Source organism: Amycolatopsis sp. NPDC001319, from assembly GCF_042896185.1.
Classification (GTDB): Bacteria; Actinomycetota; Actinomycetes; order Mycobacteriales; family Pseudonocardiaceae; genus Amycolatopsis.
Map to the genome: position 1 here is coordinate 249,137 of NZ_JBIAWY010000004.1, position 24,479 is coordinate 273,615.

Here is a 24,479-nt window from a genome sequence, read left to right on the forward strand (position 1 = left end):
ATGAGGTTCACTTCAGCAGCTCGTGGACCTTCGCGAGCCCCTCGTACGAAGCGCGGTACGCCTCGTACAGCCGCGTCAGGTCCGTCTGCGGCTCGAACACGCGCTCCACGGCGACGGTCGCGGCGGCCGCCGTTTCGACGTCCGGCTGCAGGCCCACGCCGACGGCACCCAGCAGCGCGGCCCCGAGCGCGGCGCTGTCGTGCACGCGGAGGCGCTCGACGGGACGGCCGAGGACGTCGGCGTGCAGCTGGGTCCACAGGTCGCTGCGCGCGCCGCCGCCGGAGAAGCTCAGCGACGGCAGCCGGAAACCGCACGCCTGCTCCACCTTCTCCAGCACGTGCCGCGCGGAGAACGCGACGCCCGTCAGCACCGCGCGCGAGAGGTCCGCTCGCGTCGCCGACGAGCTCAGACCGAGGAAGCTGCCCCGCACGTCGGCGTCCCACAGCGGTGCGCGTTCGCCCTGCAGGTACGGGGTGAACACGATCCCGGCCTCGCCGTCGGCCGGTGTGGCGAACACGTCGGGCACCGTCTGTCCCGACGCCTGGGCCCACCACCTCACGGCCTCGCCCGCGGCCTGCGTCGGACCGGCGTGGACGAAGAGGTCGCCGCGCGGCGGGAACGTCACGATGCCCTTCTGGGCGGTGCCCTGATTGGACGCGCCCGCGACGACCAGCGACGTGCCGCACGAGATCATGCCGCGGCCCGGCTCCGTCGTGCGCGTCCCGAAAACCGCGCCGAACGCGTCCATGGTCCCCACGACGACGGGCGCGCCGTTGAGGTGTTTCGCCGGCCCCAGCGGCGTTTCTGGCTCGAGGAGCTCCGGCAGCCGCTCACCCAGCCCGTCGACGAGCGCGACGGCCTCCGGCAGATAGCCCTGGGCGCCCGCAATCCGGACGCCGGACAGCTTGTCCGTCGCGACGCGCCCGGTGAGCCGCGCGCCGATGAAGTCCTTGGGGCTCAGGATCCACCTCGCCCGCGCCCACTTGTCCGGCTCTTGCTCGGCGAACCACGCCGCCCTCGCCCCGACGAACGACGCGTCCAGCGCCACCGGCCCGCCCCAGATCCGCACCTTGTCCTCGGCGGTGAAGCGCGCGTCCAGTTCCCGGGCTATTGCCGCGCACCGCTGGTCCTGCCAGATCAGGGCTGGTGTCAGCGGGGTGAGGTCTTCTTCTGCCAGCAGATGGGTGTTGACCTGGCTGACGATCCCGGCGCCGCTGATGACGACGTCCGGCAGCTCGGCGAGGACGGCGCCGATCGCGGTGACGGTGGCGCGCCACCAGTCCTCGGGATCCTGCTCCGCCCAGCCGGGGCGCGGCCGGGTGATCGGGTAGGCGCCGCTGCGGACGGCGCGCGCCCGGCCGTCGAGGCCGAACGCGGCGACCTTCACAGCGGTGGTGCCGATGTCGATGCCCAGGACCACCTGGTTGTCGTTCATGGGAGAGATGTATCAAATCCCGCTACGGTCGCGGGGTGACGACACCCGCCGAAGCCTTCATGGCCGCGTACCACGACCGGAAACCCCATGTGATGTCCGATCTGATCGATTCGTGCCGGGTGATCGGTGACGGGCGGACGAGTTACGAGGTCCTCGCCGCGCGGGTGTCCGGCAAACGGCGCGTGCTCGACCTCGGCTGCGGCGACGGTTCGCTGCTGGCCGCGATCGACGGCGCGGAAGCCTTGGCGGGCGTGGACCTGTCCGCGGCGCACCTCGACGTGGCGCGGGCCCGGCCGGAACTCGCGCAAGCCGACCTGCGGCAGGCGCGGGTGCAGGAGTTGCCGTTCGCCGACGGTTCGTTCGACGCCGTCGTGTCGCACATGGTGCTGATGCTGCTCCCGGACGCCGACACGGCCATCGCCGAAGCGGCACGCGTGCTGGCGCCGGGCGGCGTGTTCGCCGCGGCCATCAGCGGCGGCGTCACGGGGGCGCTGAAGGTGTTCATCGAGCTGGCGAACCCCCTGTTCGACGAGGTTCCCGCAGAACGTCGCGTCCGCCTGGGCAACCCACGCGTCCGGCGGCGCGACGGCCTCGACGAGCTGCTCGGCGCCGCCGGCTTCGAGCCCGCCTCGTGGGACCCGATCGACCTCGACTTCGGCGGCCCCGAGGCGGACGTCTGGGCGCGCTGCTGCGAGACGTTCTACCCGGTGGACACCCTCGACGCCGCGCAGCTGAAGCGGCTCGAATCGGCGTTCCGGGAGGAAACCCGCGATCTTGTGGAGGACGGTCGATTGCCTGCAGGGATGACCATGCGAATCGTCGAAACGAGGCTGCGGGCCGATCTGCCGCGATAACGTCGGGGCGCCGGAGGGGCGCTGGCCGCGGAAGCTGCTCGGCGTGCGGCGATCCGCAAGTCGTTCCGCAGGCCGCGATCTGTCTCGACGTTGGTGGGCCCGAAGCCCACAGCCAGGCTCGATAACCGCCGCCTCGCGAAGAACGAGCGATTGCGCGCAGAGCTGAACCTGCGAAACGTCCAAACACGCCAACACCCGGCGCAGCCGCGATAACGTCGGGGACATGACGACGCCGGGGGAGCTGTGGCTGCGGGAGTACCACGACCGCAAGCCGGATTCGCAGTCGGTGCTGATCGGGGCCGGGCGGGTGGAGGGGGATGGGCGGACGAGTTACGACGTGTTCGCCGGGCGGGTCGGGAAGGCGCGCAGCGTGCTGGATCTCGGGTGTGGTGATGGGGCGTTGCTGGCGACGTTCGCGAGGCAGGGAGCCGAAAACCTGGCCGGCATCGACCTGTCCGCGGGGGGAGCTGGAGTTGGCGCGAAAGCGGCCGGAGCTGAAGGCCGCGCGGCTGGAGCAAGGGCGGGCGCAGGAGCTGCCCTTCGCGGACAAGACGTTCGATGCCGTGGTGTCGCACATGACGTTGATGTTGATGGTCGACGTCGAGCGGGTGGCGGCGGAGGCGGCGCGGGTGCTGGAGCCGCGTGGGGTGTTCGCGGCGGTGGTGGGTGGGGGTGGCGCCATCGGGGCCACGGCGGTGTTCTTCGAGCTCGCCAAGCCGAGGTTCGACGCGGTGCCCGAAGAGCGCAAACCACCTATCGACGGGGACCGGCGGACGCGCACTGCCGAGGGGTTCGACGAGTTCCTCGGGCCGGTGGGGTTCGAACCTGTTGCGTGGGAACAGATCGTGGTCGATTTCGGGGCGCGGCCGGAGCAGGTGTGGGTCACGTGCTGCGAGACGCTCTACCCCGCCTCGACGCTGGACGACACGCAGCTCGCCGAACTGCGCGCCGAGTTCGCCGGGGCGACGCGTGGGCTGCTGACCGCCGACGGGATCCTGCCCGCGGCCGTGCGGCTCGACATCGCGCGAACGCGCCTGGCGGAGTGACGATCCGCGCTAACGTCTCGCCATGACGTCCGCCGAGGAGTTCCTGCGCAGCTACCACGACGCCCGCCCGGACGCCGCGTCCGAGCTGGCCGGGCGCGGCCGCGTGACGGGCGACGGCAGGACCGTGTACGAGGTGTTCGCCGACCGCGTCGCCACGGCCAAGTCAGTGCTCGACCTCGGCTGCGGGGACGGCGCGCTGCTCGCCGAGCTCGGCCGCCGCGGGGTGGCGAAGCTGGCGGGGGTGGACCTTTCGCCCGGGCAGCTGGCCTCGGCCGGCCGCAGGCCCGAGCTGGCGGAGGCCGACTTGCGCGAGGGGCGGGCGCAGGAGCTGCCCTTCGCGGACAAGACGTTCGACACCGTGGTGTCCTTCATGGCGTTGATGCTCATGGCCGACGTCGAGCAGGTCGTCGCCGAGGCCGCGCGGGTGCTGGCCCCGGGCGGCACGCTCGCGATCGGCGTCGGCGGTGGCGGGCGGGAGGCGATGGAGATCTTCCTCAAGGTCGCGCGGCCGCTGTTCGCCGTCGTGCCCGAGGAACGCCGGGTGCCGGCGGCCGGCGACCCCCGGACCCGCACGCGTGAAGGTCTGGACGAGCTGCTCACCCCCGCCGGCTTCGAACCCGTCGAGTGGGACCGGATGGTCGTCGACTTCGGCGGCACACCCGAGGAGGTCTGGCAGACCTGCCACGACACCTACTACCAGATGGCCACCCTCGACGACACGCACCGCAAGGGCCTGCGCACCGCGTTCACCGTGGCGACGCGCAACCTGGTGACGCCCGAGGGCCGGCTGGCGGCATCCGCGTGCATCGACGTGGCGGTCACCCGGCTGAGGTGACAGTGCCGAACCACCGCGTCAGCGCCTTCTCCAACCCGCCCACGTCCGGCCGGGCGTCGGAGGAAGCCCAGGCGACGTAGCCGTCCGGGCGGATCAGCAACGCGGTCGCGTCGACGCCCGTCGCATCGGTGACCGGGTCCACCCGGTCCGCCCACGCGGCGGCGGCCGAAGAAACCGAGCCGTCCGAGGTCAGGTCGACGAGAACCGGTCGCGCCGCACGATAAGCCGCCGCGACGCCGTCGGAAGAAAGGTCCGGCGCCCACCGGCCGACGAGCGGGTGCGGGTCGTCGCCGTAGCGGATGTCCGCGCCCGACAACAGGTCCGCGAGGTGCTGCGTCACGTCCTGGTGCCCGAGCAGCTCCCCGAACAGCTCGCGCAACGCCGTGACCTCCGGGCCCGGCGCGGTCAGCGCACCCTGCGCCTGCGTCTGCATCACGACGCGCCGGCTGACCGGCCGCCGCTCGGCGTCGTAGGTGTCGAGCAGGTCGGCCGGCGCCCAGCCGCGCACCTCGGCGGCGAGCTTCCACGCCAGGTTGACGGCGTCCTGCAGCCCCAGGTTCAGTCCCGGTCCGCCGATCGCCGAGTGCACGTGGGCGGCGTCGCCGACGAGCAGCACGCGCCCGACGCGGAACTTCTCCGCCAGGCGCGTGTTTCCGCTGGACACCCGGCGCAGCTGGTGCGGCCCGGGGCCGGAAGGCGCGTCCAGCGGCAAGTCGACGCCGAGCACCCGCCGCACGCTTTCGCGCACCTCGTCGAGCGTGGGCGGCACGTCATCGGGCACCTGCGGCCGGCCGCGTTCGGACGAAGCCACCAGCGGTGCGGCGTTCGGGAACGGCGCGAACACGAACAGCCCCGTCTCCGTGCGGAAGTGCCGGAACGGCGGCACCGCGCCGACGCCGTCGAGCCGCAGCCCGCCCGTCGCCGGGTCGCGCACGGAGTCGGGCACGCTTACGTGTGCGGTATACGAAACCGTGTCTTCCCTGGTGACGCCGGGAAAATCGATGCCGGCGAGCTTGCGCACGGTGCTGCGCCCGCCGTCCGCGCCCACCAGGAACCGGGTGTCCACAGTGTACTCACCATCGGGGCCGGAAACAGTGACGTGCACCGAGTCGTCCTGCTCGAACCCGAGCACCTCGTGCGCCCGCCGGATTTCCACGCCCAGCGCCAGAGCCCTCTCCTCCAACGCGCGTTCCAGTTCGCGCTGCTGAATCGGCAGCAGGTACACGGGGTTGACGGGCAACCGGGCCAGATCGAGCGGAAACGCGCCGAACATGTAGTGCGGCGCGGGCGCGGGTTCGGCCTGGCCGGTGAGCCCTTCGTACAGGCCACGGCGGTGCAGCAGCCGCACGACCTGGCCGACGAGGCCGTTGGCGCGCTGTTCTTCGCTGCGTTCGGTGAGGCGTTCCAGGACGACCGGCCGGACGCCGGCCAAGCTCAGTTCGCACGCCAGCATGAGCCCGTTGGGCCCACCACCGGCGATCACGACATCGGTCGCGGGCATGGTTTCTCCTTGACAGAAGAGGAAAAGCCGGAAAATCAGGGAAGTTCGACGGTCACCGCGCCGAAGGCCGCGCGCAGCACCGAGCTGAAGGAAACGGGTGGATCGGCGCGCAGCCAGTGCACCATGGCCGCGCGGATGGCCCCGCCGGCGGCGGTGGCGACGAGCACGGGGTAGAGGTCGTGGTCGGCGTCGGTGCCGGTGCGGTCCGCGATCGCCTGGGCGAGCGCGATTTCGGCGGCGACGTTGGCTTTCTGGAACTCGCCCTGCAGGGCGGGTTCGGCGATCATCAGCTGCACGCCCTGTGTCCACAGTGGATCCGGAGTGGACTCGGCGCGGTCGGCCTCGAACCGGGCGAGCGCGGCTTCGGCGATGGCGTCCCAGAGCGGCTCGTCGGCCGGCCGCGCGCGCAGCAGGTCGGCGATGCCCTGGGCGCGGTCGTGGTGCCGGGCCGCGATGGCCTCGGCCTTGCTGGAGAAGTAGTTGTTCACGGTGCGCGGCGAAACGCCGGCCTCGGTGGCGATGTCCTCGATGGTCACGTGCGCCAGACCGCGTTCGACGGCGAGCCGGATCGCGGCCCAGGAGATCGCGGCGCGCGTCTCCAGTCGGCGCCGTTCACGCAGGCTCGGCCGTTCGGTCATGCCCCCAAGGTAGCGCAAACTTGCGCATCACGCAAAGTCTGCGTGATGCGCAAGTTCGATGGATACAAGAAAGCCCAGGGCCACGTGACCCTGGGCTTTCCGGAACTCAGTCCTTGACGCCCTTCACGGCGTCCTTGACCTTGTCGGCGGCTTGCTTCAAGTTGCTCTTGCCCTGCTCTGCCTTGCCTTCGGCCTGCCACTGCTCGTTGCCGGTGGCGTCGCCGACGGCCTCCTTGGCTCGGCCCTTGAGCTCTTCCGCCTTGTTCTCGGCCTTGTCGGTCATGGTGTCGCCTCCCTTGCTCATTCGCTGGCACTCACCGGCTACCCGGTGGGCGGGAGGCCAAACACCGAGACTCAGGCGTTGCGAAGGGTGGCGAGCGCCTTGCTCCACGCCTCGACCTGGTCGAGGGTCGTGTTGAGGTAGCCGGTGTGCATCTCGGCCGGCTTGAAGGTCGACATGTTCTCGAAGTCGGTGAACAGCGACAGCGCGACCTGGCTCGTCACGTGGGCGACCTGCAGGTTGCTCAGCACGAGGCGCAGCTGCTCCACCGCGCGGACGGCGCCGACGGAGCCGTAGCCGACGAAGCCGGCGGCCTTGTTGTTCCACTCGGCACCCAGGAAGTCGATGGCGTTCTTCAGCGGGCCCGGGATGGCGTGGTTGTACTCCGCGGTCACGAAGACGTAGCCGTCGAACTCGGCGATCTTCTCGGCCCAGCGCTTGGTGTGCTCCTGCGCGTACTGGCCCATGGCCGGCGGCAGCGGCTCGTCGAGGTGCGGGAGCTCGTAGTCGAGGAGGTCGAGGAGCTCGTACTCCGCGGTGCCACGCTGCTTCGCGATGTCGAGGGCCCACTTCGCCACGGCTTCGCCGTTGCGGCCCGGACGGGTGCTGCCGAGGATGATCGCAATCTTGGTCATGTCCGACTTTCCTGGTTCGAGGGGACGGTCATCGGTTCAGTTGCGCTGGTCAGGGCTTGATCCAGAAGTGTTCGATGACGCGTCCGCAATTTAGTCTCCGCTCTGCGGACGTGTCAACAAACCGGGTGCGAGGGTCATTCCCACGGCCGGGTGAATCGGCAGTACCTTGTGCGTGCCGTCGCCCACTCCCAGGAGCGAATCGTGACCACTTCACAGGACAGCTATCCGCTCGTGATCAGGGGCGGACGGGTGCTCGACCCGGAGAGCGGTTTCGACGCGGTGGCCGACGTCGGAATCACCGGCGGCACCGTGAGTGTGGTATCCGCAACACCGCTGCAGGGCGCGCAGACGATCGACGCGACCGGCCTCGTCGTCGCCCCGGGGTTCGTGGATCTGCACAGCCACGGCCAGGCGATTCCCGAGCAGCGGCTGCAGGCGCTCGACGGCGTCACCACGGCGTTGGAGCTCGAGGCCGGCATCACGCCGGTCGGCGCGGCGTACGCGCGGGCTGCGGCGGAGGGCCGGCCGGTCAACTACGGCTACTCGACGTCGTGGGCGCTGGCGCGCATGGCCGTGCTCGCGGGGGCGCCGCTCGAAGGCCCGCCGGACACGGTGCTCACGCACCTGGGCGTGTCCGCGTGGCGCGCTGAGGCGTCGGCGGTCGAGCGCGCGCGGATCTTCGAGCACCTGTCACGGGACCTGGCCGACGGCGCGCTGGGCGTCGGCGTGCTCGCGGGCTACGCGCCGCACCTCGATCCGGCCGAGTTCGTCGCCGTGGCGGAGCTGGCCGCGGAGGCCGGGCTGCCCGCGTTCACGCACGCGCGCCCGCTCGTGGAAGCCGACCCGGACGTGCCGGTCGACGGCGCCGAGGAGATCGCGCGCGTCGCGGGACAGACCGGGGTGCACCTGCACTACTGCCACGTGAACAGCACGTCGGGGCGCCACGTCGACCGCGTGCTCGGGCTCGTGGAGCGCTGCCGGCTGGAAGGCGCCGAGGTGACCACCGAGGCGTACCCCTACGGCGCCGGCTCGACGGCCATCGGCGCGGCTTTCCTGGCGCCGGAAGTCCTGGCGCGCCAAGGCATCCGGCCCGACTCGCTCGTGCTCGTCGGCACGGGGGAGCGCATCGCGGACGCCGCGCGTCTCGCCGAGGTCCGCGCGAGCACCCCGGGCGCGCTCGCGCTGCTGCACTTCCTCGACGAGGACGACCCGGCGCTGGAGCGCGCCCTGCTCTTCGAGGGCACCGCCATCGCGAGCGACGCCATGCCGCTGACGTGGACGGGCACCCGGCCGGACCCGCTGACGTGGCCGCTGCCGCCGGGCGCGCTCGGCCACCCGCGGGGCGCGGGTACGTTCTCGCGCGCGATTCGGCGGCTCTACCGGGAAAGCGGGAAGCTGACGTTGTCCGAAGCGGTCGCGCGCTGCTCGCTGCTGCCCGCGCAGGTCCTGGACGAAGCCGTGCCCGCCCTGTGGCGCAAGGGTCGCCTGCGCGCCGGCAGCGACGCCGACGTGGTGGTGTTCGACCCCGCGCGGATCGCGGACCAGGCGTCCTATGTGGACGGAACGCGGCCCTCGGTGGGGATCGAGCACGTGCTCGTGAACGGCACCGCGGTGGTGCGCGCCGGCTCCCTCGTGCCCGACGCGTTGCCCGGCAAGCCGGTCCGCGCCTGACTCAGGCGGCCTTGTTCCTGCGCAACGCGACCGCGGTGGCGACCGTGGCCACCGCGAGGACGAGGAACACGACCGCGGAGCCCGTCCGGTCCAGCGTCAGGTTCCCGACGAAGCCGATCAGCAGCGCAACGGTGAGGGGCGCCCACATGGCGGATGGTCCTTTCTCGCGGTAATGCTTGTCAAAGCTAAGCTTTACGGTACGGCGGGGTGGGTGTTCCGCGCATGATCAAGTGGCGCAAGGAAAACGTCAATTCCTGATCAGCGTGCACGGCGGCACCCGCGCGGGTCGGCGCGGTGGCCTCGGCGTGGACACCTTCGAGCTCGGGCGCTCGGCGGCGCCGGTCCACGCGCGGGGCGACCTGGCCGATCAGGCGGTCGCCGTGGAGGACGGGCAGCACGTAGTAGCCGTAGCGGCGCTTGGCCTTCGGCACGTACATCTCCGTGCGGAACTCGAATCCCCACAACCGTTGCGTGCGGCCGCGGTCGCAGATGAGGTTGTCGAACGGCGAAAGCAACGTGGTGTGCGGCGTCCAGCCGCCGGCGGTGATCGCCTCCAGCAGCGCCGCGCGACGCCGAGGGCGCGCAGCGCGTACTCCGCGCAGCGCGTCACGATCTCGGTCTCGGTCAGGGGCGTGGGCTCGAGGCCGGCGGGCAGGCACCGGGAAGCCAAGTCCCACAGGCGTTTCCCGCCGGTTCGCGACGCCACCATGATCTCGCCGCGGAACCAGAGCACGTCGAGCATGCGCTCCACGTTGCGCCCGGTCGTCCAGCCGCCCGAGACCCACCCGGCCGTCGATCGGTCCTCGAACGCGCCGGCCGGCAGCGGGCCGGATTCGCGGAGCCGATCGAGGATGTGGTCACGCAAGGCGGCGTTGCCGTGGAGGAACTCGGCGACCCGGCGCCCGTACGCCGACATCTCGGCCGGGTAGGCGCGAATCAGTGCCTGGTGCAGCGGGCTGCGCAGCACGAGGTGGTGGCTGTGCGCGACCACGCTGATCGAGTCGAGTTGCAGGCACCGCAGCGCGCCGAGGACCTCGCACACGTCGCGCGCCCCCGGCCGGCGGGCGTCCCGGGTGCGCAGTTCCACGCGGCCAAACCCAGCGCGACACGCGGGCGGTGAAAATCACAGGGAAATGCGGGTGCTGCTCGGTGGGGGGCGCTGGGCGTGCAAGTGCGGGACCAGGGGGATGAGTGGTGCCGCAGGTCGGTTCGATGGGTGATCGAATCGGCGACGGTGCTCGCGGAAAAGTATTACTGTGGCGGCGTTGTCGTACTTCCACACACCGCACAAAGGACTGTCCACATGCGCCTGTCAACCCGCAACCAGCTCGTCGGCACCGTGTCGGCGGTGAAGCCCGGCGCGGTCATGACCGTGGTCACGGTCCAGCTCGACGGCGGCCAGTCCGTCACCGCCTCGATCACCAAGGACGCCGCCGAGGAGCTGGAGCTCGAGGTCGGCAAGCCGGTGACCGCGCTGGTGAAGTCGACCGAGGTCATGCTCGGCGTCGAGTGACGTTTCGCCAGCTCGCGGCCCGAACCTGCTGACCAGCGGGTTCGGGCTTTTTTTGTGCCCGTTTCCAGTCGTGCGCGCTACGGTCGTTTCATGCCGCAACGAAACGAACGAGCAGACCTGGCCCGCGCGGTCATGGAGCTCATCGACACCGGCCACCGCCGGATCTCGCGGCACCTCGACCTGACGCGGGTGCGCGTGCTGGGCACCGTCGAGGCCCGGCAGCCCGTGCGGCCGAACGCGATCGCGGCCGAGCTGGGGCTCACGGCGTCGGCGACCAGTCGCCACCTCGCCGCGCTGGAGGCGGCCGGGCAGATCGCGGTGGAGCCGGACCCGGCGGACTCGCGGACTTTCCTGGTGCGGCAGACGGAAACCGGCCGCGCCGACGCCGAAGCCACGGTCGCCGCCGGTGCGGCGGTGTTCGCCGACGTGATCTCCGGCTGGTCGGACGAAGACGTCACCAGGGCCCGCGAGCTGATCACCCGCCTGAACCAGGCGTGGTCGACCCGCGGCGACGCAGCTTCGGCGGCGCAGCGCGGGAGTGGGCCGCGCTGGCGGAGGAAACGCCAGGGTGATGAGGGGGAGAAATGACTGCGATAGCTCCGGCCCGAATACCCGCCGTTGGGCAGGTTGCGCGGGGATTGCTGGGCCTCGTGGCGGTGAGTCACCTGGTGGTGCCGCTGGTGATGCGGGCGCGCGAGGGGGCGGTGCGTGACGAGGTTGCGGCGGCGCATCCGGAGTTCGGGGTGGCTGAGGTGGCGCGCGCGGCCGATGTGGCGGTCGGGGCGGCGGTGGGGTTTCACCTGGTGCTGCTGCTGTTGTGCGTGGTGCCGGCGTGGAAGCTGAGGGGCGGGAGAGTGTGGGTGCGGCGGCTGGTGACCGTCTCGCAGTTGGCAGTGGTGCTGTTCAGCGTGTTCTCGTGGTCGTCCTCGGGGATGTTCCACGCGGTCATCCCGGTGCTCGGGGCGCTGCAAGTCGCGTCGGTGGTTCTGCTGTGGGTGCCGGCGGGGCGGGAGTTCTTCGCCGGTAGCCGGTAGCCGGCAAGCGGTAGCCGAGCCGCGAAGGAGGAGGGGTTGACAAGAGTTAAGACGACCGGTCATATTCAAGTGGTGAGGCAGGAGCCACCCGAGGATCGGAGTTACGGACATGAGTGACTTGCTGGACATCGCCGTCGAGGCGCACGGTGGGTTGAAGCGCTGGAACGAGCTGAACAGTGTGAGGGCGCACCTGCGCAACGGCGGGGTCGTGTTTCCGCTGAAGGGCCAGGCTGGGTTGCTCGACGAGATCGACGTCCGCGTCGAGCTGCATCGGCAGTTCACCAGCCACTCGCCGTTCGGCGGGCCCGGGCTGCGCACGGCGTTCCGCGGCGAGCACGTGGCGATCGAGAACGCGGCGGGCGAGGTCGTGGAGGAGCGCGACAACCTCCGCGCGTCGTTCGCCGGCCACACGTTGGAGTCACACTGGGACCGGCTGCAGACGGCGTACTTCGCGGGCTACGCGATGTGGACGTACCTGACCACGCCGTTCACGCTCACCCGTCCGGGCTTCCGCACCGAGGAGCTCGCGCCGTGGCAGGAGGACGGCGAGACGTGGCGCCGCCTGCGCGTGGAGTTCCCCGACGACCTCACCACGCACAACAAGGTTCAGACCTTCTACTTCGACGCCGACGGCCTCATCCGCCGCCACGACTACGACGCCGAGGCGGTCGCCGGCGGCCTCGCGGCGCACTACTCGTCGGAGCACCGCGAGGTCGACGGCATCGTGGTCCCCACCAAGCGTCGCGTCTACCCCGTCGGGGAGGACGGCAAGCCGGTGCCGGAACCGCTGCTGGTGTCGATCGACCTCAGTGAGATCAAGTTCGCCTGAGCAACGCTACAAGCCGCGCAGGAGCCGCAGCGGTGACTCCACGCAGTCCGCGATGAACCGCAGGAACCCGCCCGCCGTGCCGCCGTCGCAGACGCGGTGGTCGAACGCCAGCGTCAGCTCGGTGATCTTGCGCGGCACGACCTGGCCGTCGACGATCCACGGGCGGTCGATGATCCGGCCGATCCCGAGGATCGCGACCTCGGGGTGGTTGATGATGGCGGCGGAACCGTCGACGCCGAACACGCCGTAGTTGTTGATCGTGAAGGTGCCGCCGGTGAGCTCGGCGGGGGCGAGTGAGCCGGAGCGGGCGCGCTCGGTGCGTTCGGCGAGGGCGCCGGAGAGCTGTTCCACCGAAAGCTCGTGCGCGCCGGGCACGACGGGGACCACAAGGCCGCGGTCGGTCTGCGCGGCGAACCCGAGGTGCACGGCCGAGGGGATCACGATCTCGTCGCCGTCGAGGTGTGCGTTGAGCTCGGGGAAGCGACGCAGGCCTTCGACGGTGAACTTGGCCAGCAGGGCGAGGAGGCTGATCTTCGGCGCGCCGACGTCGGAGTTGAGGGCGGCGCGGGTTTCGAGCAGGGCTGTCGCGTCGATGTCGACCCAGACAGTCGCTTCGGGGATTTCCCGGCGCGAGCGGGTGAGCTTGTCGGCGACGGTCTTGCGGATGCCGCGCAATGGGATCCGGCGTTCGTCGGAGGCGGCAGGAGTGACGGCCGCGGCGATCGCTCGCTCGACGTCGGCGCGGCTGATGATCCCGTCGGTACCCGAACCGGCGAGCGCGTGGATGTCCACACCGGACTGTTTGGCCAGCTGCCGCACCAACGGCGACACCACGCGCACGCGCTCGTTCACCGGCCGCGGCGCGGACACCACCGCGGCTCCGGGCCGCCGCGTGCCCCGAGCACGACGGGTCCGCCGCGCCTGAGCCGTACCGGTGCCGTATCCGATGAGGACGTTGCCGCTGCCCTCCGAAGTGGCCGGAGAAGGCGTCACCACCCCCGGCTCCAGAAACGCCGGCGCCTCCTCCACCGTGATCAGCGGGCTGCCGACGGTCAGCACGTCGCCGGCCGCACCGTGCAGCGTCGCGACCCGGCCCGCGAACGGCACCGGCACCTCGACGCTCGCCTTGGCCGTCTCGACCTCCACCACCGTCTGGTCGACGGTCACGGTGTCGCCCACGGCCACGTGCCACGCGACGATCTCGGCCTCGGTCAGGCCCTCGCCCAGGTCGGGCAGCTTGAAGACGGCCATCACGCCTCCGTTTTCGTCAGCGGCGCCGCGTCGGCCCACTGCAGCCGCTCGATCGCGTCGAGCACCCGGTCGACGTTCGGCAGGTGGTGCTTCTCCAGGTTCGGGGCGGGGTACGGGATGTCGAACCCGCCGACGCGCAGCACGGGCGCCTCCAGGTAGTGGAAGCACGTCTCCGACAGCTGGGCCGCGACCTCGGCGCCGTAGCCGCAGAAGCGGCTGGCCTCGTGCACCACGACCGCGCGCCCGGTCCGCCGAACCGACGCGGCGACCGTGTCGAGGTCGAACGGGGCGAGGCTGCGCAGGTCGATCACCTCGGCGCTGTAGCCCTCTTCCTCGGCCGCCGCGGCGGCTTCGAGTGTGGTGCCGAGCGCGCCGCCGTAGGAGATCAGCGTGACGTCGGTGCCCGAGCGCCGCACGACCGCGCGGTCCAGAGTGGACGATCGGTGGTCGAGCCGCACGGTCTCCTTCTCCCAGTAGCGCCGCTTGGGCTCCAGGAAGATCACCGGGTCCGGGCTGTCGATCGCCTGGCGCAGCAGCGCATACGCGTCAGCGGGCGAAGCCGGCGTGACAACGCGCAGGCCCGCCGTGTGCGTGTAGTAGACCTCGGAGGAGTCGCAGTGGTGTTCGACGCCGCCGATGCCACCGCCGTAGGGGATCCGGATCACGATGGGCAGCTCGACGGCGCCGCGCGTGCGGTTGCGCAGCTTCGCGAGGTGGCTGGTGATCTGCTCGAACGCAGGGTAGGCGAACGCGTCGAACTGCATCTCCACCACGGGCCGCAGGCCGTTCATCGCCATGCCGATGGCCGTGCCGACGATGCCCGACTCGGCGAGCGGGGTGTCGAACACCCGCGTCTCGCCGAAGCGGGCGGCCAGCCCGTCGGTGACGCGGAAGACACCGCCGAGCGTGCCGACGTCCTCCCCGAACACGAGCACGCGCTCGTCCTCGGCCAGCGCGTCAGCGAGGGCGCGGTTGAGCGCGCCGGCCATGGTGACGGTGTCCGGTTCGGTGGCGGTGCCCGAAGTGGACTCCAGGGTCGCGGTCATTCTTCGGCTCCGAAGGAGAGTTCGACGGTGAGGTCCTCGGCCTGGCGGCGCAACGCGGCCGTCGGCTCGGCGTACACGTGGCGGAACAGGTCCGCCGGGTCGAGCACGGTGTCGACGTTCATGCGCTCGCGCAGCGACGCGGCTTCGGTCTCGGCGCGCGCGGCGATCTCCTCGCGGGCGGCGTCGTCGAGCAGGCCGCGGTCGGTGAGGTAACGCTGCAGCCGCGCGATCGGGTCGCGGGTGAGCCAGGCCTCGACCTCCGCGCGGTCGCGGTAGCGGGAGGCGTCGTCGGCGTTGGTGTGCGACTCGACGCGGTAGGTGAGGGCCTCGATCAACGTCGGCCCGCCACCGGCGGCGGCGCGCGCGACGGCCTGCTCCACCACGGCGTGCACGGCGGCCGCGTCGTTGCCGTCCACCAGCACCGACGGCATGCCGTAGCCCACGCCCTTGTGCGCGAGCGAAGGCGCCGCGGTCTGCTTCGAAAGCGGCACGCTGATGGCGTAACCGTTGTTCTGCACCAGGAACACCACCGGCGACTGCCACACGGCCGCGAAGTTCAGCGCCTCGTGCGTGTCGCCTTCGCTGGTGGCGCCGTCGCCGAGCAGCACCAGCGCGACGGTGTCCTCGCTCTTGGTCTTGGCGGCGTGCGCGAACCCGACGGCGTGCAGCGTGTTCGTGGCCAGCGGCGTGCACTGGGGCGCGACGTTGGCGCGGTACGGGTCATAGCCGCAGTGCCAGTCGCCACGCAACAGCGTGAGGACCTCGACCGGGTCGACGCCGCGGGCGACGACGGCCATCGAGTCGCGGTAGGTCGGGAAGAGCCAGTCTTGCGGACGCAACGCGAGGATCGAGCCGATCTCACCCGCCTCCTGGCCGCGGGCGGACGGGTACACGGCGAGGCGGCCCTGCTTGGTCAGCGCGGTGGCCTGCGCGTCGAAGCGGCGGCCCGACACCATCGCGCGGTGCAGGCGCAGCAGCACGTCGTCGGCCGGCATCTCCAGGTCGGGGTCGGCGACGGGCGCGCCGTCGGCGGTGATGAGGCCCAGGGGCTCGTCGCTCGGGAGGAAGAACGACGCGGCGGTGCGTTCCGTGGTGGTCACCGGCAGCTCCGATCGACGGGGAACAGGGGAAGACGTCTAACGCCGATCTTCGCTCCGCACCGATCAGGGATCCAGGTATCCACGGCAAGTGTGGAACAATGGCTCACCTGCTCACAGTGAGCCGGATTATTGGCTTCGGGAGGTGCCGGGATGTCCGAGCCGGGTGGACGAATGGCGGCGGCCCTCGACGAGGTCGACCTGAAACTCATCGCCGAGCTCAAGGCCGACGGGCGCGCCTCGATGCGGGCGCTGGCCGAGCGCGTGCACATTTCGCGAGCGGGCTGTTACACGCGGGTGGAGCGGCTGCACCGCGAAGGCGTGATCACCGGGTACGCCGCGGTGACCGATCCGCGGCGGATGGGTCAGGGGCTCGCGGCGTACGTCTACCTCAAGGTCACGCAGAACTCGTGGCGCACGGTGAGCGCGGCGCTCAAGAGCATCCCCGAGATCGAGCACGGCGGGCTCGTCTCGGGGGACAACGACCTCATCCTGTTCGTCCGCACGAGCGACGCCGACAGCCTGCGCGACCTGGTCTTCGAACGGCTTCAGGCGATGCCGGACGTGCTTTCGACGCACACGGTGCTGGTCTTCGACGAGCTGTGAGGCCTCAGGAGACCAGCGAGTCGAGCAGCTTCAGCCGCTCGGCCGACGGCGAGCCGGGATCGGCGCCGGAGAAGATGATGCGCTGACCCGTGTCGTCGGGCATCCGCAGGCTCTCCTCGTTGAGGGTGAGCCGCCCGACGAGCGGGTGGTCGTACTCGCGGACCGAGTGCAGGCACTCCGCCACGGGGTGCGAGGCCCAGATCCGCGCGAACTCCGGGCTGTGGATGCTGAGCTCGCCGATCAGCTCCGCCATCTTCGGGTCCTCGGTCTGCTCGCCGGTGGCCATCCGCAGGTAGGAGGCCGCGTTGCGGGCCTGGCGCTCCCAGTCGACGACGAGGTCGCGCATCGCCGGCTCGAGGAACATGTGCTTGGTCAGGTTGGGCCGCGCGGTGCGGTCGATGCCCAGCAACGCGAAGCCGAGCCGGTTGCCACCGAGCAGGTCGGTCCGCCGGCCCACGATGATCGCCGCCTGGTCGAGGTTGCCCTCGACCAGCGCGAGAACCGAGTCACGCACCATTTCCGGGCCTGCCTCCCGCCGCATCACCTGGGCGGGCCAGGCCAGGCGCAGCAGGTGCATCCGCTCGCTCTCGTCGAGGCGCAGCGCGTTGGCGATGGCCTCCATCACCGAGTCGGACATCTGGTGGCTCTCGCCCTGCTCGATGCGGGTGTAGTAGTTCACGCTCACGCCGGCGAGCTGCGCGACCTCTTCCCGTCGCAGCCCGGGGACGCGCCGCGGAGTGCCGTAGGTCGGGACCCCGGTCTCCGCGGGCGTCAGCGCCGCCCTGCGGGAGCGCAGGAAGTCCCCGAGTTCGGTGTTGCGCTGCTCGCTCATGACCCGATTCTCCTTCGGCGGCTCGCCCGCTGCCGTCCCCTCGTGTGGGTACCCAGCGCGTGGCGAGGTGCGGTTGCCGTGGTGGTTACAACATCGGGGCATGACGAAGTATTCGGTCACCCTAGGACTGGACACGTTCGGGGACGTGCTTTCCGACGACGGCGGCACCCCCGTCAGCCACGCCGAGACCATCCGCGGCCTGGTGGAGCACGGCGTGCTCGCCGATCACGTGGGTCTCGACTTCTTCGGCATCGGTGAGCACCACACGGTGGACATGCCGCTCTCGGCGCCCGACGTGGTGCTGGCGGCCGTGGCGGCGCGCACGTCACGCATCCGGCTGGGCTCCGCCGTCACGGTGCTGAGCTCCGACGACCCCGTGCGCGTCTTCCAGCGCTACTCGACCCTCGACGCGCTCTCGCACGGACGCGCGGAGGTGATCCTGGGCCGCGGGTCGAGCACCGAGTCGTTCCCCCTGTTCGGCTACGACCTGGGCGACTACGACGAGCTGTTCGACGAGAAGGTCGACCTGTTCTCCCGCCTGCTGGAGGAGAAGCCCGTGACGTGGTCCGGCCGGCTGCGGCCCTCGCTGAACGGCCAGGAAGTGGTGCCGCACACGGAGACGGGCCCGATCCCGGCGTGGATCGGCGTCGGCGGCAGCCCCGAATCGGTGCTGCGGACGGCGAAGTACGGCATGTCGCTGATGCTCGCGATCATCGGCGGCCCGGCCGCGCGGTTCAAGCCGTTCGCGGACCTGTTCCGCGATGTGCAGCGCCGGCTCGACAAGCCGCAGAAGGCGATCGGTCTGCACATGCCCGGCCACATCGCCGACAGCGACGAGGACGCGATGGAAGAGCTGTACCCCCACTACGTCGACGTGCTCACCCGCGTCGCGCGCGAACGCGGGTTCCGGCCGCCGTCGCGCGAGCAGTTCCTGGAGGAGGTCTCCGAACGCGGCGCCTGGCACGTCGGCTCACCGGAGACAGTGGCGCGCAAGATCGCCGCGTCGCTGAAGACGGTGGGGGCCACGCGGTTCGACCTGAAGTACGGACTGGCCGGGCTGCCGCGCGGGTCGGTGCTGCGCAACATCGAGCTGTACGGGACTCGCGTGGCGCCGATGGTGCGGGAGCTGATGGCGGAGTGAGCCGTGGCCGCGAAGGTGCCGCGGCTCAGTCCGCGGCGCCTTGGTCGTAACCCACCAGGAAGGCCATCGCCCCGGTGAGGGTCGTCCTGCCGAGGAACATGCCGGTGCGCCGGGCGAACTGGGTGAAGTACTCGCGATCGCTCATCTCGAGCAGATTCGGCATCCCCCGGTTCTGCCTCAGGAGCGCCGGTCGCGACCGTCAGACTTGCGGCGGGAGGGCCGGGCCCGTGGTGCCGAGTTGTTCCTGCGCCACCACTTCCGGCACCGGCCACGTGATTCCCGGCGGCGGGAACTTCTGCCCGGTCTTGGCGAGGAAGTCGGCGGGCGGTTCGTACATCGGCGGCTGGACGCCGTCCGGGATCATGCTCTTCCAGTTCGCGTCGCGGGTGCGTTCGGTGAACTCCTGTTGCATGCGCCGGAGCAGCTCGGGCTGCGTGATGAGGTCGACGGCCGTCGCGGCGAGGTACTTCGCGGCGGAGAGCGCGGCCTGGTGGCCGATGTTGGTGGCCGCCGTGGCCGTGACACCCCAGTTGTGGTTGGGCAGGCCCGGCGGGAACGTGGCGATGAGCGCGGTGACCTTCGGGGTCCGCCAGCTCACGTCGGCGGTGTCGACGGACGGGCCGCCGAGGAACACCGGGTCGGGTGCGGTGAGCGGCACGAGTTCGGTGGGCATGCCGATCTCGGGCTTGCCGAGCGAGCGCTGCAGGGCTTTCGCCAGGTCGTGGTCGGCGGCGGTGAACCGCGGCGGACCGATCTTGGTCATGTTGTCGTTGAGGACCTCGGCCGCGACCTTGTTGCCCAGCGAGTTCCACGTGCCGGAGTGGAACTTGTGGATCAGCTTCGTCTGGCTCGCCTGCGCGGCGGCGTTGGCGCAGGCCACGATCTTGTCGTAGAGCACCTGCGCGCGACCCGGGCTGCCTTCGCGCACGAAGAACCAGATCGAGCACATGTCCGGCGTCACGTTGGGCGCGCCGCCGCCGTTGATGATGGCGTAGTGGAAGCGCCCGGACGCCGCGACGTTCTTCTCGCGCAGGAACTCGCTCATCGTCGCCATCAGCAGCGCGCCGTCGAGGCCGCTCTTGTTGCCCAGCGGCGTCGCGCCGTGGCCGGCCGCGCCGAGGAAGGTGAACGTGGCCGACATGAGGGCCGACGTGGTGCCCCAGTCGGCGCGGGTGACGGTGAACGGGTGCCAGTCGAGGTACCCGTCGAGGCCCTCGTAGAGCCCGGCTTTCGCGCTGTACGGCTTGCCGACGAGTTGTTCCTCGCCGCTCGCGCCGAACACCTTGAGCGTGGCGACGAGCCCGTTCTGCTTCATGGCCTTGCTCACGGCGATGGCGGCGCCGATCGAGCCGGCGCCGAGGGTGTTGTGGGCGTCGCCGTGGCCGGCGCCGTAGCTGGGGCCGTAGGCGTCATAGTTGTAGACCAGCGGGTCGTGCGTCGAGACGCCGGTCTTCTGCGAAAGGCCTGGTAGCGCGTCGTATTCGGCGTTGAAACCGAGGACGGGCTTGCCGGAGCCGTAGGTGGCCACGAACGCGGCGGGGAAGCCGCCGGCGCCCCATTCGATCGTGAAGCCGTTGCGCCGCAGCAGCTCCGCCGAGTCGAGCGCGGAGTTCCACTCGCGCAGCGACAGCTCGGCGTGGGACCAGACCTTGTCCGACAGGCCGGTCACCGCGCTCGCGTTGTCCCGGAGCCAGTTCAACGCGGTCGTCTTGCCGGGGCTGTCCTGCGCCACGCCCGTCGGCGCGGTGTACGTGGCCGGGTCGACGCCGATCTTCTCGTCGTAGCCCAACGTCGCACCGAGTACCGGATCGGCGGTGTACATGGCCGCCAACGTGGCCGCCCCCGTGACCCCGAACGCCTGCAGTGCTCGGCGGCGTCTCATCTGGTAGTCCGAACCCATGACTGTCCCCTCTTCGACTTGTGTGACGAGCCAAAGAGATCTGACCGGCAAGCGATCCCGGCGACAATGGTCCGGACAAAAGAAGTGCCCGGCCGGGCGCGGTTGCGCGCCCGACCGGACATCACCGCGGGATCAGCGGAACAAACCAGAGCCGAGCGTGTGGCTGTTGAAGAAGTTCCAGATCACGTCCTGGGCCTTCACCGTCTGCGTCGCCGAGCCGGGGCCGCTGTCCACGAGCTCGCCGGGCCAGGTGTGGCCGGCGCCGAGGATGCGGTAGTGGGTGACGGAGGCGTTGACGGCGCAGTTCTGCCACGAGAATTGGATCACGTCGGAGCCGATCGGGGTGCTGACCGGCGTCGCGGTGCAGTGGTTGTGGTTCGCCCAGTTCTGGGCCCAGTCCATGAGGTTGGGGATGGGCTCGCTGTGGCTGGTGCCGCCGTTGTACTCGATGGTCGGGTCGGCCGTGCCGTGGAAGTCGACGATCGGGGCGGGGACGCTCGACGAGCAGCCGACCGTGGTGCCGGGGTAGAAGGCGCCGGCGATCGTGGCGAAGGCGGCGATGCGCATCGGCAGCTGGCAGGCCAGCAGCGAAACGAAGCCGGCGCCGTTGGACTTGCCGGTGGCGAAGATGCGCAGCGGGTCCACGCACAGCGTCGCCTGCAGGTGGTCGAGCAGGTCGCCGACGAAGCGGACGTCGTCGACGCCCGGCGCGGCGTACGGCGCGCTCTGCCAGGCGCGCTGGTCGGCTTCGCCCTTGGCGCCCACGGGGTAGACGGCGATGGTGTCGAGGCCGTCGATGCCGGAGAACTCTTCGATGTCGCTGCCGTCGCCCTTGCGGCCGTGGAACGCCATGACCACGGGCTTCGGGTGACCCGGCTGGTAGTTCGCGGGCAGGTGGATCAGGTAGTCGCGGGAAAGCCCGCCGGAGGTGATGGTCTGCGTGACCGTCTGCCCGAGCGGCAGGGAGGTCGAGTGCGCGGTGCAGCCCGTCGAAACCCGGGGGTAGTTGCGCACGGAGGGGGTCGCGGACGCGGTCTGCGGGACGACCGCCGTGGCGGTCAGCGCAAGCGCGGCGACAGCGGCGAGCTTGGCGAATCTCATTCAGAGCACCTCGTCGAGGAAGGACCGGAGCCGGTCACTGCGGGGGGACTCGAAGAACTCGGTGGGGTGGGCGGCTTCCACGAGCCGTCCCTGGTCGAGGAACACGACCTGCTCGGCGACCTCACGGGCGAACCGCATCTCGTGCGTCACCACGATCATCGTCATGCCGCGGGAAGCCAGGTCGCGCATCACGGCGAGCACGCCTTTCACGAGCTCGGGGTCGAGTGCGGACGTCGCTTCGTCGAACAACATCACCTCGGGGTTCATCGCCAGCGACCGCGCGATGGCCACGCGCTGCTGCTGGCCGCCCGAGAGCTGGGAGGGCCGGCGGTTCTCGTACGCCGCGAGCCCGACCGCGGCGAGGTTCGCCCGCGCGGTCTCCACAGCTTCGTCGCGAGACACGCCGAGCACCTGCTGCTGGGCGAGCGTCACGTTGTCGAGCACCGTGTGGTGCGGGAACAGGTGGAAGTTCTGGAACACCATGCCGACGCGGGTGCGGATGCGGTCGACGTCGGCGCCCTTGTCGGTGATGGCCTGGTCGCCGATGAAGATGCGCCCGGCGGTCGGGATCTCCAGCAGGTTGGTGCAGCGCAGCAGCGTCGACTTGCCGGAACCCGACGGGCCGATGATGCACGTGGTGGTGCCGCCCGGGGCTTCGAGCACGATGTCGTGCAGCACCGGGGTGTTCCCGAAGGTCTTGTCGATGTGCTCGTAGCGGACGGTCGTCCCGGTGGTGGTCACGGCGTCGGCCGCCGCGGTGCTCGCCCGCGTCATACGAGAGCCTCCTCGGTGCGCACGGCCGCCGGCGTGGTCGCCGCGGCGGGCCGGCCTTCGCGCATCCGCTTGTCCCACTTGTTCACCACGTAGGTGAGCGGCACGGTGATCGCGAGGTAGAACAGGCCCGCGGCGACCAGCGGTGAGAGCGAAGCGTTGTTGGTGGACGTGTCCTGGGCGATCGCGAACATCTCCCGCTGCCCGGCGGCGAGGCCCAGCAGGTAGACCAGGGCCGTGCTCTTGATGACCAGGATGAACTGGCCGGTGAGCGCCGGCAGCACGCGCCGGAACCCGATCGGGATCACGATGAGCCGCATGGTCTTCGTGTGCGACATCCCGAGGCTGCGCGACGCTTCGACGATGCCCTTGTCGACGCTCTGGAAGCCCGAGCGGAAGATCTCCGCCATGTAAGCGCCTTCCATGAGCCCGATCGCGAGCGCCGCGTAGCCGTAGGTCCAGTTGCCGAACATCGTGAGCCCGGCCAGTGGCAGGCCCTGGCCGATGAGGTAGATGCTCAGGATGTGGGGCAGGCCGCGCAGGATGTCGACGTACCAGCGGCAGGGCAGGCGCAGCACGCGGAAGCGGGACATCAGGCCGCTGGCGAGGAAGATGCCGACCACGAGGCCGATCGCGCTCGCGAGCACGGTGAGGAACAGGGTGTTCAGCAGCCCCTCCTTCAGCAGCGTGGGGAGCGTGCTGCCGATGAGGTCGAGGTCGAAGAACGTGTCCCAGATTTGTTTCAGACCGTCCATGGCGCTGTCCTTTCAGGACCCGTCGGCAGCGGTGACGCCGGGGCGCTGCTGCATGCCGGGGTAGGCCTTGAGCATGTCGTCCGGGATCGCGACGCCCTTGGGGTTCCACTTGTCGAACAGCTTCGTGTACGTGCCGTCGGCGATCACGGCCTTGAGCGCGTCGTCGAGCGCTTTCTTCAGCTCGGGCTTGTCCTTGGCGACCGGGAACGCGGTCATGCCGCTGGTGATCGCCGGCGAGGCCTGGTAGTCCGGGTGCTTCTCCAGGAGGTCGTTCGTGGTCGCGACGCCGGTGAACAGCCCGTCGACCTGTCCGGCGGTGAGCGCGTTGGAGCTGGCCGCGATGTTGGGGAACTCCTTGACCGTCACGGTCGGCACGCGCTTCTTCACGAGCGGGATCAGCTCGCTGCCGCGGGTGATCGCGATGGTCTTGCCACCCGAAGCGTCCACAGTGGCCAGTGGCGCGCTCTTGCGGGAGATCAGCTGCGCCTGCCCGTAGTTCACCGCGGTGGTGAAGTCGGTGACCTCCTGGCGCGGCGGCGTGACGAGCGTGCCGAACGCGGCGGAGTCGTACTTGTGGTTGCGGATGTTGGGCAGCATGCTCGCGAAGTCGGTCGCGGTGTAGTCGGCGGTCAGGTTCATCTTCTGCGCCATCGCCTGCGTGAGCTCGATGAGGAAGCCGGCGGGCTTGCCGCCGTCGATGAACGACGTCGGCTTGTCGTCGGAGCGGAAGGCGAAGTGGACCTTGCCGGGGGTGGCGGTGCCGAGCGGGTTGGCGGCCTGGTCGTCGCTGCCACCGCAGGCGGTCAGCGTGAGGCCGGCCGCGAGCACGAGGGTGGCCACTCCGAGACGGCGTCGGGTCGGGGCGGTCATGGCGTCTCCTGGGGAATGCGGGTGAGGGTGGGGGCGGACTGGCGTTCCGGCAGGTCGAGGAACTCCTGCAGGAAGCCGCTGATGCGCTCGACGGTGGCTTCCACCAGCCGAGCACCGATCTCGACGGACGACTTGGTGGCGTCGCCGAGCGTGCCGGTCTTGCTCAGGTCGTGATAGGACTGTGGAAAGTGGATCCCCGGCCGCGAGCGGCTGAGCTTGCCCGCCTGGTCGAGGTCGTCGAAGGTGGAGCTGCCGGGGGTGAGCCGCTCGGGGAGCACGAGGTCCGGGTCGGCGAACATCGCCTGCGAGGTCTCGATTTCGCTGGAGTGGCCGCCGATCCGGCTTTCGGACAGCTTCGACACGAGGTCCGAGACCACGGGCGTGATCCCGCTCCACGCGATGTGCAGGTCGGGCAGGTCGGTGCGCAGCCGCGTGACGGCGACCTCGACCGTGGCGTTGTTGCCGCCGTGGCCGGTGAGCACGTAGACCTTGCGCCAGCCGTGGCGGTGCAGGCTGGTGACGAGTTCCACGATCACCTGCTGCAGCGTGATCGGCGACAGCGTGAGCGTGCCGGGGAAGGCCATGTGGTGCTCGGAGACCCCGACGGGGATCACCGGGGTCACCACGACCTTCGGCGAAAGGTGTTGCGCCACAAGGTCTGCGACGACTTCGGCCCGGGTGGTGTCGGTGCGCTGCGCGAGCCCGTGGCCGTGCTGCTCGGTGGCTCCGAGCGGCACGATCGCCACGGGGGCGTGCGGGCGCAGGTCGTCGATCTCGGGCCAGGTGAGATCGGCGAGGCGGTGTGAACGTGGTGCGATCGGCATGGTGTCTTTCCCGG

At 70.6% G+C, this 24,479-nt stretch carries 26 protein-coding genes and 1 pseudogene; 10 read left to right on the top strand and 17 right to left on the bottom strand.

Annotated elements, in window-relative coordinates; genetic code table 11:
• Window positions 1-7: 7 nt before the first annotated feature.
• A complete protein-coding gene (locus ACFY1H_RS16305; RefSeq protein WP_386947190.1) occupies window positions 8-1,435 on the bottom strand; it encodes an FGGY-family carbohydrate kinase in 1,428 nt (475 codons plus the stop codon).
• A gap of 35 nt (window positions 1,436-1,470) precedes the next feature.
• Here ACFY1H_RS16305 and ACFY1H_RS16310 point away from each other — a divergent pair, with 35 nt between their 5' ends.
• The 3 genes from ACFY1H_RS16310 (at window position 1,471) to ACFY1H_RS16320 (ending at window position 4,170) form a co-directional block, all read left to right on the top strand.
• Complete coding sequence (locus ACFY1H_RS16310) at window positions 1,471-2,289, top strand: class I SAM-dependent methyltransferase (protein WP_386947192.1); 819 nt, start codon at window positions 1,471-1,473, stop codon at window positions 2,287-2,289.
• 473 nt (window positions 2,290-2,762) lie between these two features.
• Window positions 2,763-3,335, top strand: a complete 573-nt coding sequence (locus tag ACFY1H_RS16315; protein ID WP_386947194.1) for a methyltransferase domain-containing protein — start codon at window positions 2,763-2,765, stop codon at window positions 3,333-3,335.
• Window positions 3,336-3,357: 22 nt separating this feature from the next.
• The gene (locus ACFY1H_RS16320; protein WP_386947196.1) at window positions 3,358-4,170 is read left to right on the top strand and encodes a class I SAM-dependent methyltransferase; all 813 of its coding nucleotides are present in this window, start codon (window positions 3,358-3,360) and stop codon (window positions 4,168-4,170) included.
• Here ACFY1H_RS16320 and ACFY1H_RS16325 read toward each other — a convergent pair.
• From ACFY1H_RS16325 to ACFY1H_RS16340, 4 genes are all read right to left on the bottom strand, one after another.
• Complete coding sequence (locus ACFY1H_RS16325) at window positions 4,154-5,671, bottom strand: FAD-dependent monooxygenase (RefSeq protein ID WP_386947198.1); 1,518 nt, start codon at window positions 5,669-5,671, stop codon at window positions 4,154-4,156. The two genes, ACFY1H_RS16320 and ACFY1H_RS16325, sit on opposite strands and share 17 nt — an antisense overlap.
• A gap of 35 nt (window positions 5,672-5,706) precedes the next feature.
• Window positions 5,707-6,309: a TetR family transcriptional regulator gene (locus tag ACFY1H_RS16330; RefSeq protein ID WP_366583128.1), complete on the bottom strand. Its 603-nt coding sequence runs from the start codon at window positions 6,307-6,309 to the stop codon at window positions 5,707-5,709.
• Between the two features lie 106 nt (window positions 6,310-6,415).
• Window positions 6,416-6,592 carry a CsbD family protein gene (locus tag ACFY1H_RS16335; protein ID WP_220243533.1) on the bottom strand — a complete coding sequence of 59 codons (177 nt, stop codon included), beginning with the start codon at window positions 6,590-6,592 and terminating at the stop codon, window positions 6,416-6,418.
• Window positions 6,593-6,663: 71 nt separating this feature from the next.
• Window positions 6,664-7,224: an NAD(P)H-dependent oxidoreductase gene (locus ACFY1H_RS16340; RefSeq protein WP_366583129.1), complete on the bottom strand. Its 561-nt coding sequence runs from the start codon at window positions 7,222-7,224 to the stop codon at window positions 6,664-6,666.
• Window positions 7,225-7,392: 168 nt separating this feature from the next.
• Here ACFY1H_RS16340 and ACFY1H_RS16345 point away from each other — a divergent pair, with 168 nt between their 5' ends.
• On the top strand, window positions 7,393-8,895 hold the full coding sequence (locus ACFY1H_RS16345) for an amidohydrolase family protein (protein WP_386947201.1): 1,503 nt from the start codon (window positions 7,393-7,395) through the stop codon (window positions 8,893-8,895).
• Window position 8,896: 1 nt separating this feature from the next.
• Here ACFY1H_RS16345 and ACFY1H_RS16350 read toward each other — a convergent pair whose 3' ends face one another.
• Window positions 8,897-9,043 carry a hypothetical protein gene (locus ACFY1H_RS16350; protein WP_366583131.1) on the bottom strand — a complete coding sequence of 49 codons (147 nt, stop codon included), beginning with the start codon at window positions 9,041-9,043 and terminating at the stop codon, window positions 8,897-8,899.
• Between the two features lie 37 nt (window positions 9,044-9,080).
• Window positions 9,081-9,811: pseudogene (locus tag ACFY1H_RS16355) on the bottom strand (DNA glycosylase AlkZ-like family protein).
• A 387-nt stretch (window positions 9,812-10,198) separates the two neighbouring features.
• Between ACFY1H_RS16355 and ACFY1H_RS16360 the strand changes: the two are divergent.
• The 4 genes from ACFY1H_RS16360 (at window position 10,199) to ACFY1H_RS16375 (ending at window position 12,271) form a co-directional block, all read left to right on the top strand.
• Complete coding sequence (locus ACFY1H_RS16360) at window positions 10,199-10,408, top strand: molybdopterin-binding protein (protein ID WP_220243528.1); 210 nt, start codon at window positions 10,199-10,201, stop codon at window positions 10,406-10,408.
• 90 nt (window positions 10,409-10,498) lie between these two features.
• Entirely contained in the window at window positions 10,499-10,996 is a 498-nt protein-coding gene (locus ACFY1H_RS16365) for a MarR family winged helix-turn-helix transcriptional regulator (RefSeq protein WP_366583133.1), read from the top strand.
• A 50-nt stretch (window positions 10,997-11,046) separates the two neighbouring features.
• Window positions 11,047-11,442 (top strand): hypothetical protein, encoded by a 396-nt coding sequence (locus ACFY1H_RS16370; RefSeq protein ID WP_386947204.1) that lies wholly within the window; start codon window positions 11,047-11,049, stop codon window positions 11,440-11,442.
• Between the two features lie 109 nt (window positions 11,443-11,551).
• The gene (locus tag ACFY1H_RS16375; protein ID WP_386947206.1) at window positions 11,552-12,271 is read left to right on the top strand and encodes a hypothetical protein; all 720 of its coding nucleotides are present in this window, start codon (window positions 11,552-11,554) and stop codon (window positions 12,269-12,271) included.
• 6 nt (window positions 12,272-12,277) lie between these two features.
• On the opposite strand, the gene ACFY1H_RS16380 is transcribed toward ACFY1H_RS16375, so the two are convergent.
• The 3 genes from ACFY1H_RS16380 to pdhA are packed head-to-tail and all read right to left on the bottom strand — an operon-like array spanning window position 12,278 to window position 15,668.
• Window positions 12,278-13,522 (bottom strand): dihydrolipoamide acetyltransferase family protein, encoded by a 1,245-nt coding sequence (locus tag ACFY1H_RS16380; RefSeq protein ID WP_386947208.1) that lies wholly within the window; start codon window positions 13,520-13,522, stop codon window positions 12,278-12,280.
• Complete coding sequence (locus ACFY1H_RS16385) at window positions 13,522-14,568, bottom strand: alpha-ketoacid dehydrogenase subunit beta (protein ID WP_366583137.1); 1,047 nt, start codon at window positions 14,566-14,568, stop codon at window positions 13,522-13,524. Before ACFY1H_RS16385 ends, ACFY1H_RS16380 begins: the two co-directional genes overlap by 1 nt.
• Window positions 14,565-15,668: a pyruvate dehydrogenase (acetyl-transferring) E1 component subunit alpha gene (gene pdhA, locus ACFY1H_RS16390; RefSeq protein WP_386947210.1), complete on the bottom strand. Its 1,104-nt coding sequence runs from the start codon at window positions 15,666-15,668 to the stop codon at window positions 14,565-14,567. Before pdhA ends, ACFY1H_RS16385 begins: the two co-directional genes overlap by 4 nt.
• Window positions 15,669-15,818: 150 nt before the next feature.
• Here pdhA and ACFY1H_RS16395 point away from each other — a divergent pair, with 150 nt between their 5' ends.
• Window positions 15,819-16,271, top strand: coding sequence for an Lrp/AsnC family transcriptional regulator (locus tag ACFY1H_RS16395; RefSeq protein ID WP_360595072.1), 453 nt, complete (start codon window positions 15,819-15,821; stop codon window positions 16,269-16,271).
• A 4-nt stretch (window positions 16,272-16,275) separates the two neighbouring features.
• Here ACFY1H_RS16395 and ACFY1H_RS16400 read toward each other — a convergent pair whose 3' ends face one another.
• A complete protein-coding gene (locus ACFY1H_RS16400; RefSeq protein ID WP_386947212.1) occupies window positions 16,276-17,103 on the bottom strand; it encodes a helix-turn-helix transcriptional regulator in 828 nt (275 codons plus the stop codon).
• Between the two features lie 100 nt (window positions 17,104-17,203).
• Here ACFY1H_RS16400 and ACFY1H_RS16405 point away from each other — a divergent pair, with 100 nt between their 5' ends.
• Window positions 17,204-18,244 carry an LLM class flavin-dependent oxidoreductase gene (locus tag ACFY1H_RS16405; RefSeq protein ID WP_386947214.1) on the top strand — a complete coding sequence of 347 codons (1,041 nt, stop codon included), beginning with the start codon at window positions 17,204-17,206 and terminating at the stop codon, window positions 18,242-18,244.
• A gap of 199 nt (window positions 18,245-18,443) precedes the next feature.
• Here the strand turns inward: ACFY1H_RS16405 and ACFY1H_RS16410 are convergent, their stop codons facing one another.
• From ACFY1H_RS16410 to ACFY1H_RS16435, 6 genes are all read right to left on the bottom strand, one after another.
• The gene (locus ACFY1H_RS16410) at window positions 18,444-20,144 is read right to left on the bottom strand and encodes a hypothetical protein (RefSeq protein WP_386947216.1); all 1,701 of its coding nucleotides are present in this window, start codon (window positions 20,142-20,144) and stop codon (window positions 18,444-18,446) included.
• 132 nt (window positions 20,145-20,276) lie between these two features.
• Window positions 20,277-21,245 (bottom strand): alpha/beta hydrolase family esterase, encoded by a 969-nt coding sequence (locus ACFY1H_RS16415; RefSeq protein ID WP_386947218.1) that lies wholly within the window; start codon window positions 21,243-21,245, stop codon window positions 20,277-20,279.
• Window positions 21,246-22,019 (bottom strand): amino acid ABC transporter ATP-binding protein, encoded by a 774-nt coding sequence (locus tag ACFY1H_RS16420; RefSeq protein ID WP_366583144.1) that lies wholly within the window; start codon window positions 22,017-22,019, stop codon window positions 21,246-21,248.
• Window positions 22,016-22,771: an amino acid ABC transporter permease gene (locus ACFY1H_RS16425; protein WP_366583145.1), complete on the bottom strand. Its 756-nt coding sequence runs from the start codon at window positions 22,769-22,771 to the stop codon at window positions 22,016-22,018. Before ACFY1H_RS16425 ends, ACFY1H_RS16420 begins: the two co-directional genes overlap by 4 nt.
• Window positions 22,772-22,783: 12 nt before the next feature.
• Entirely contained in the window at window positions 22,784-23,641 is an 858-nt protein-coding gene (locus tag ACFY1H_RS16430) for a transporter substrate-binding domain-containing protein (RefSeq protein ID WP_366583146.1), read from the bottom strand.
• Window positions 23,638-24,465 carry a creatininase family protein gene (locus ACFY1H_RS16435; protein ID WP_220243516.1) on the bottom strand — a complete coding sequence of 276 codons (828 nt, stop codon included), beginning with the start codon at window positions 24,463-24,465 and terminating at the stop codon, window positions 23,638-23,640. Before ACFY1H_RS16435 ends, ACFY1H_RS16430 begins: the two co-directional genes overlap by 4 nt.
• Window positions 24,466-24,479 lie beyond the last annotated feature (14 nt).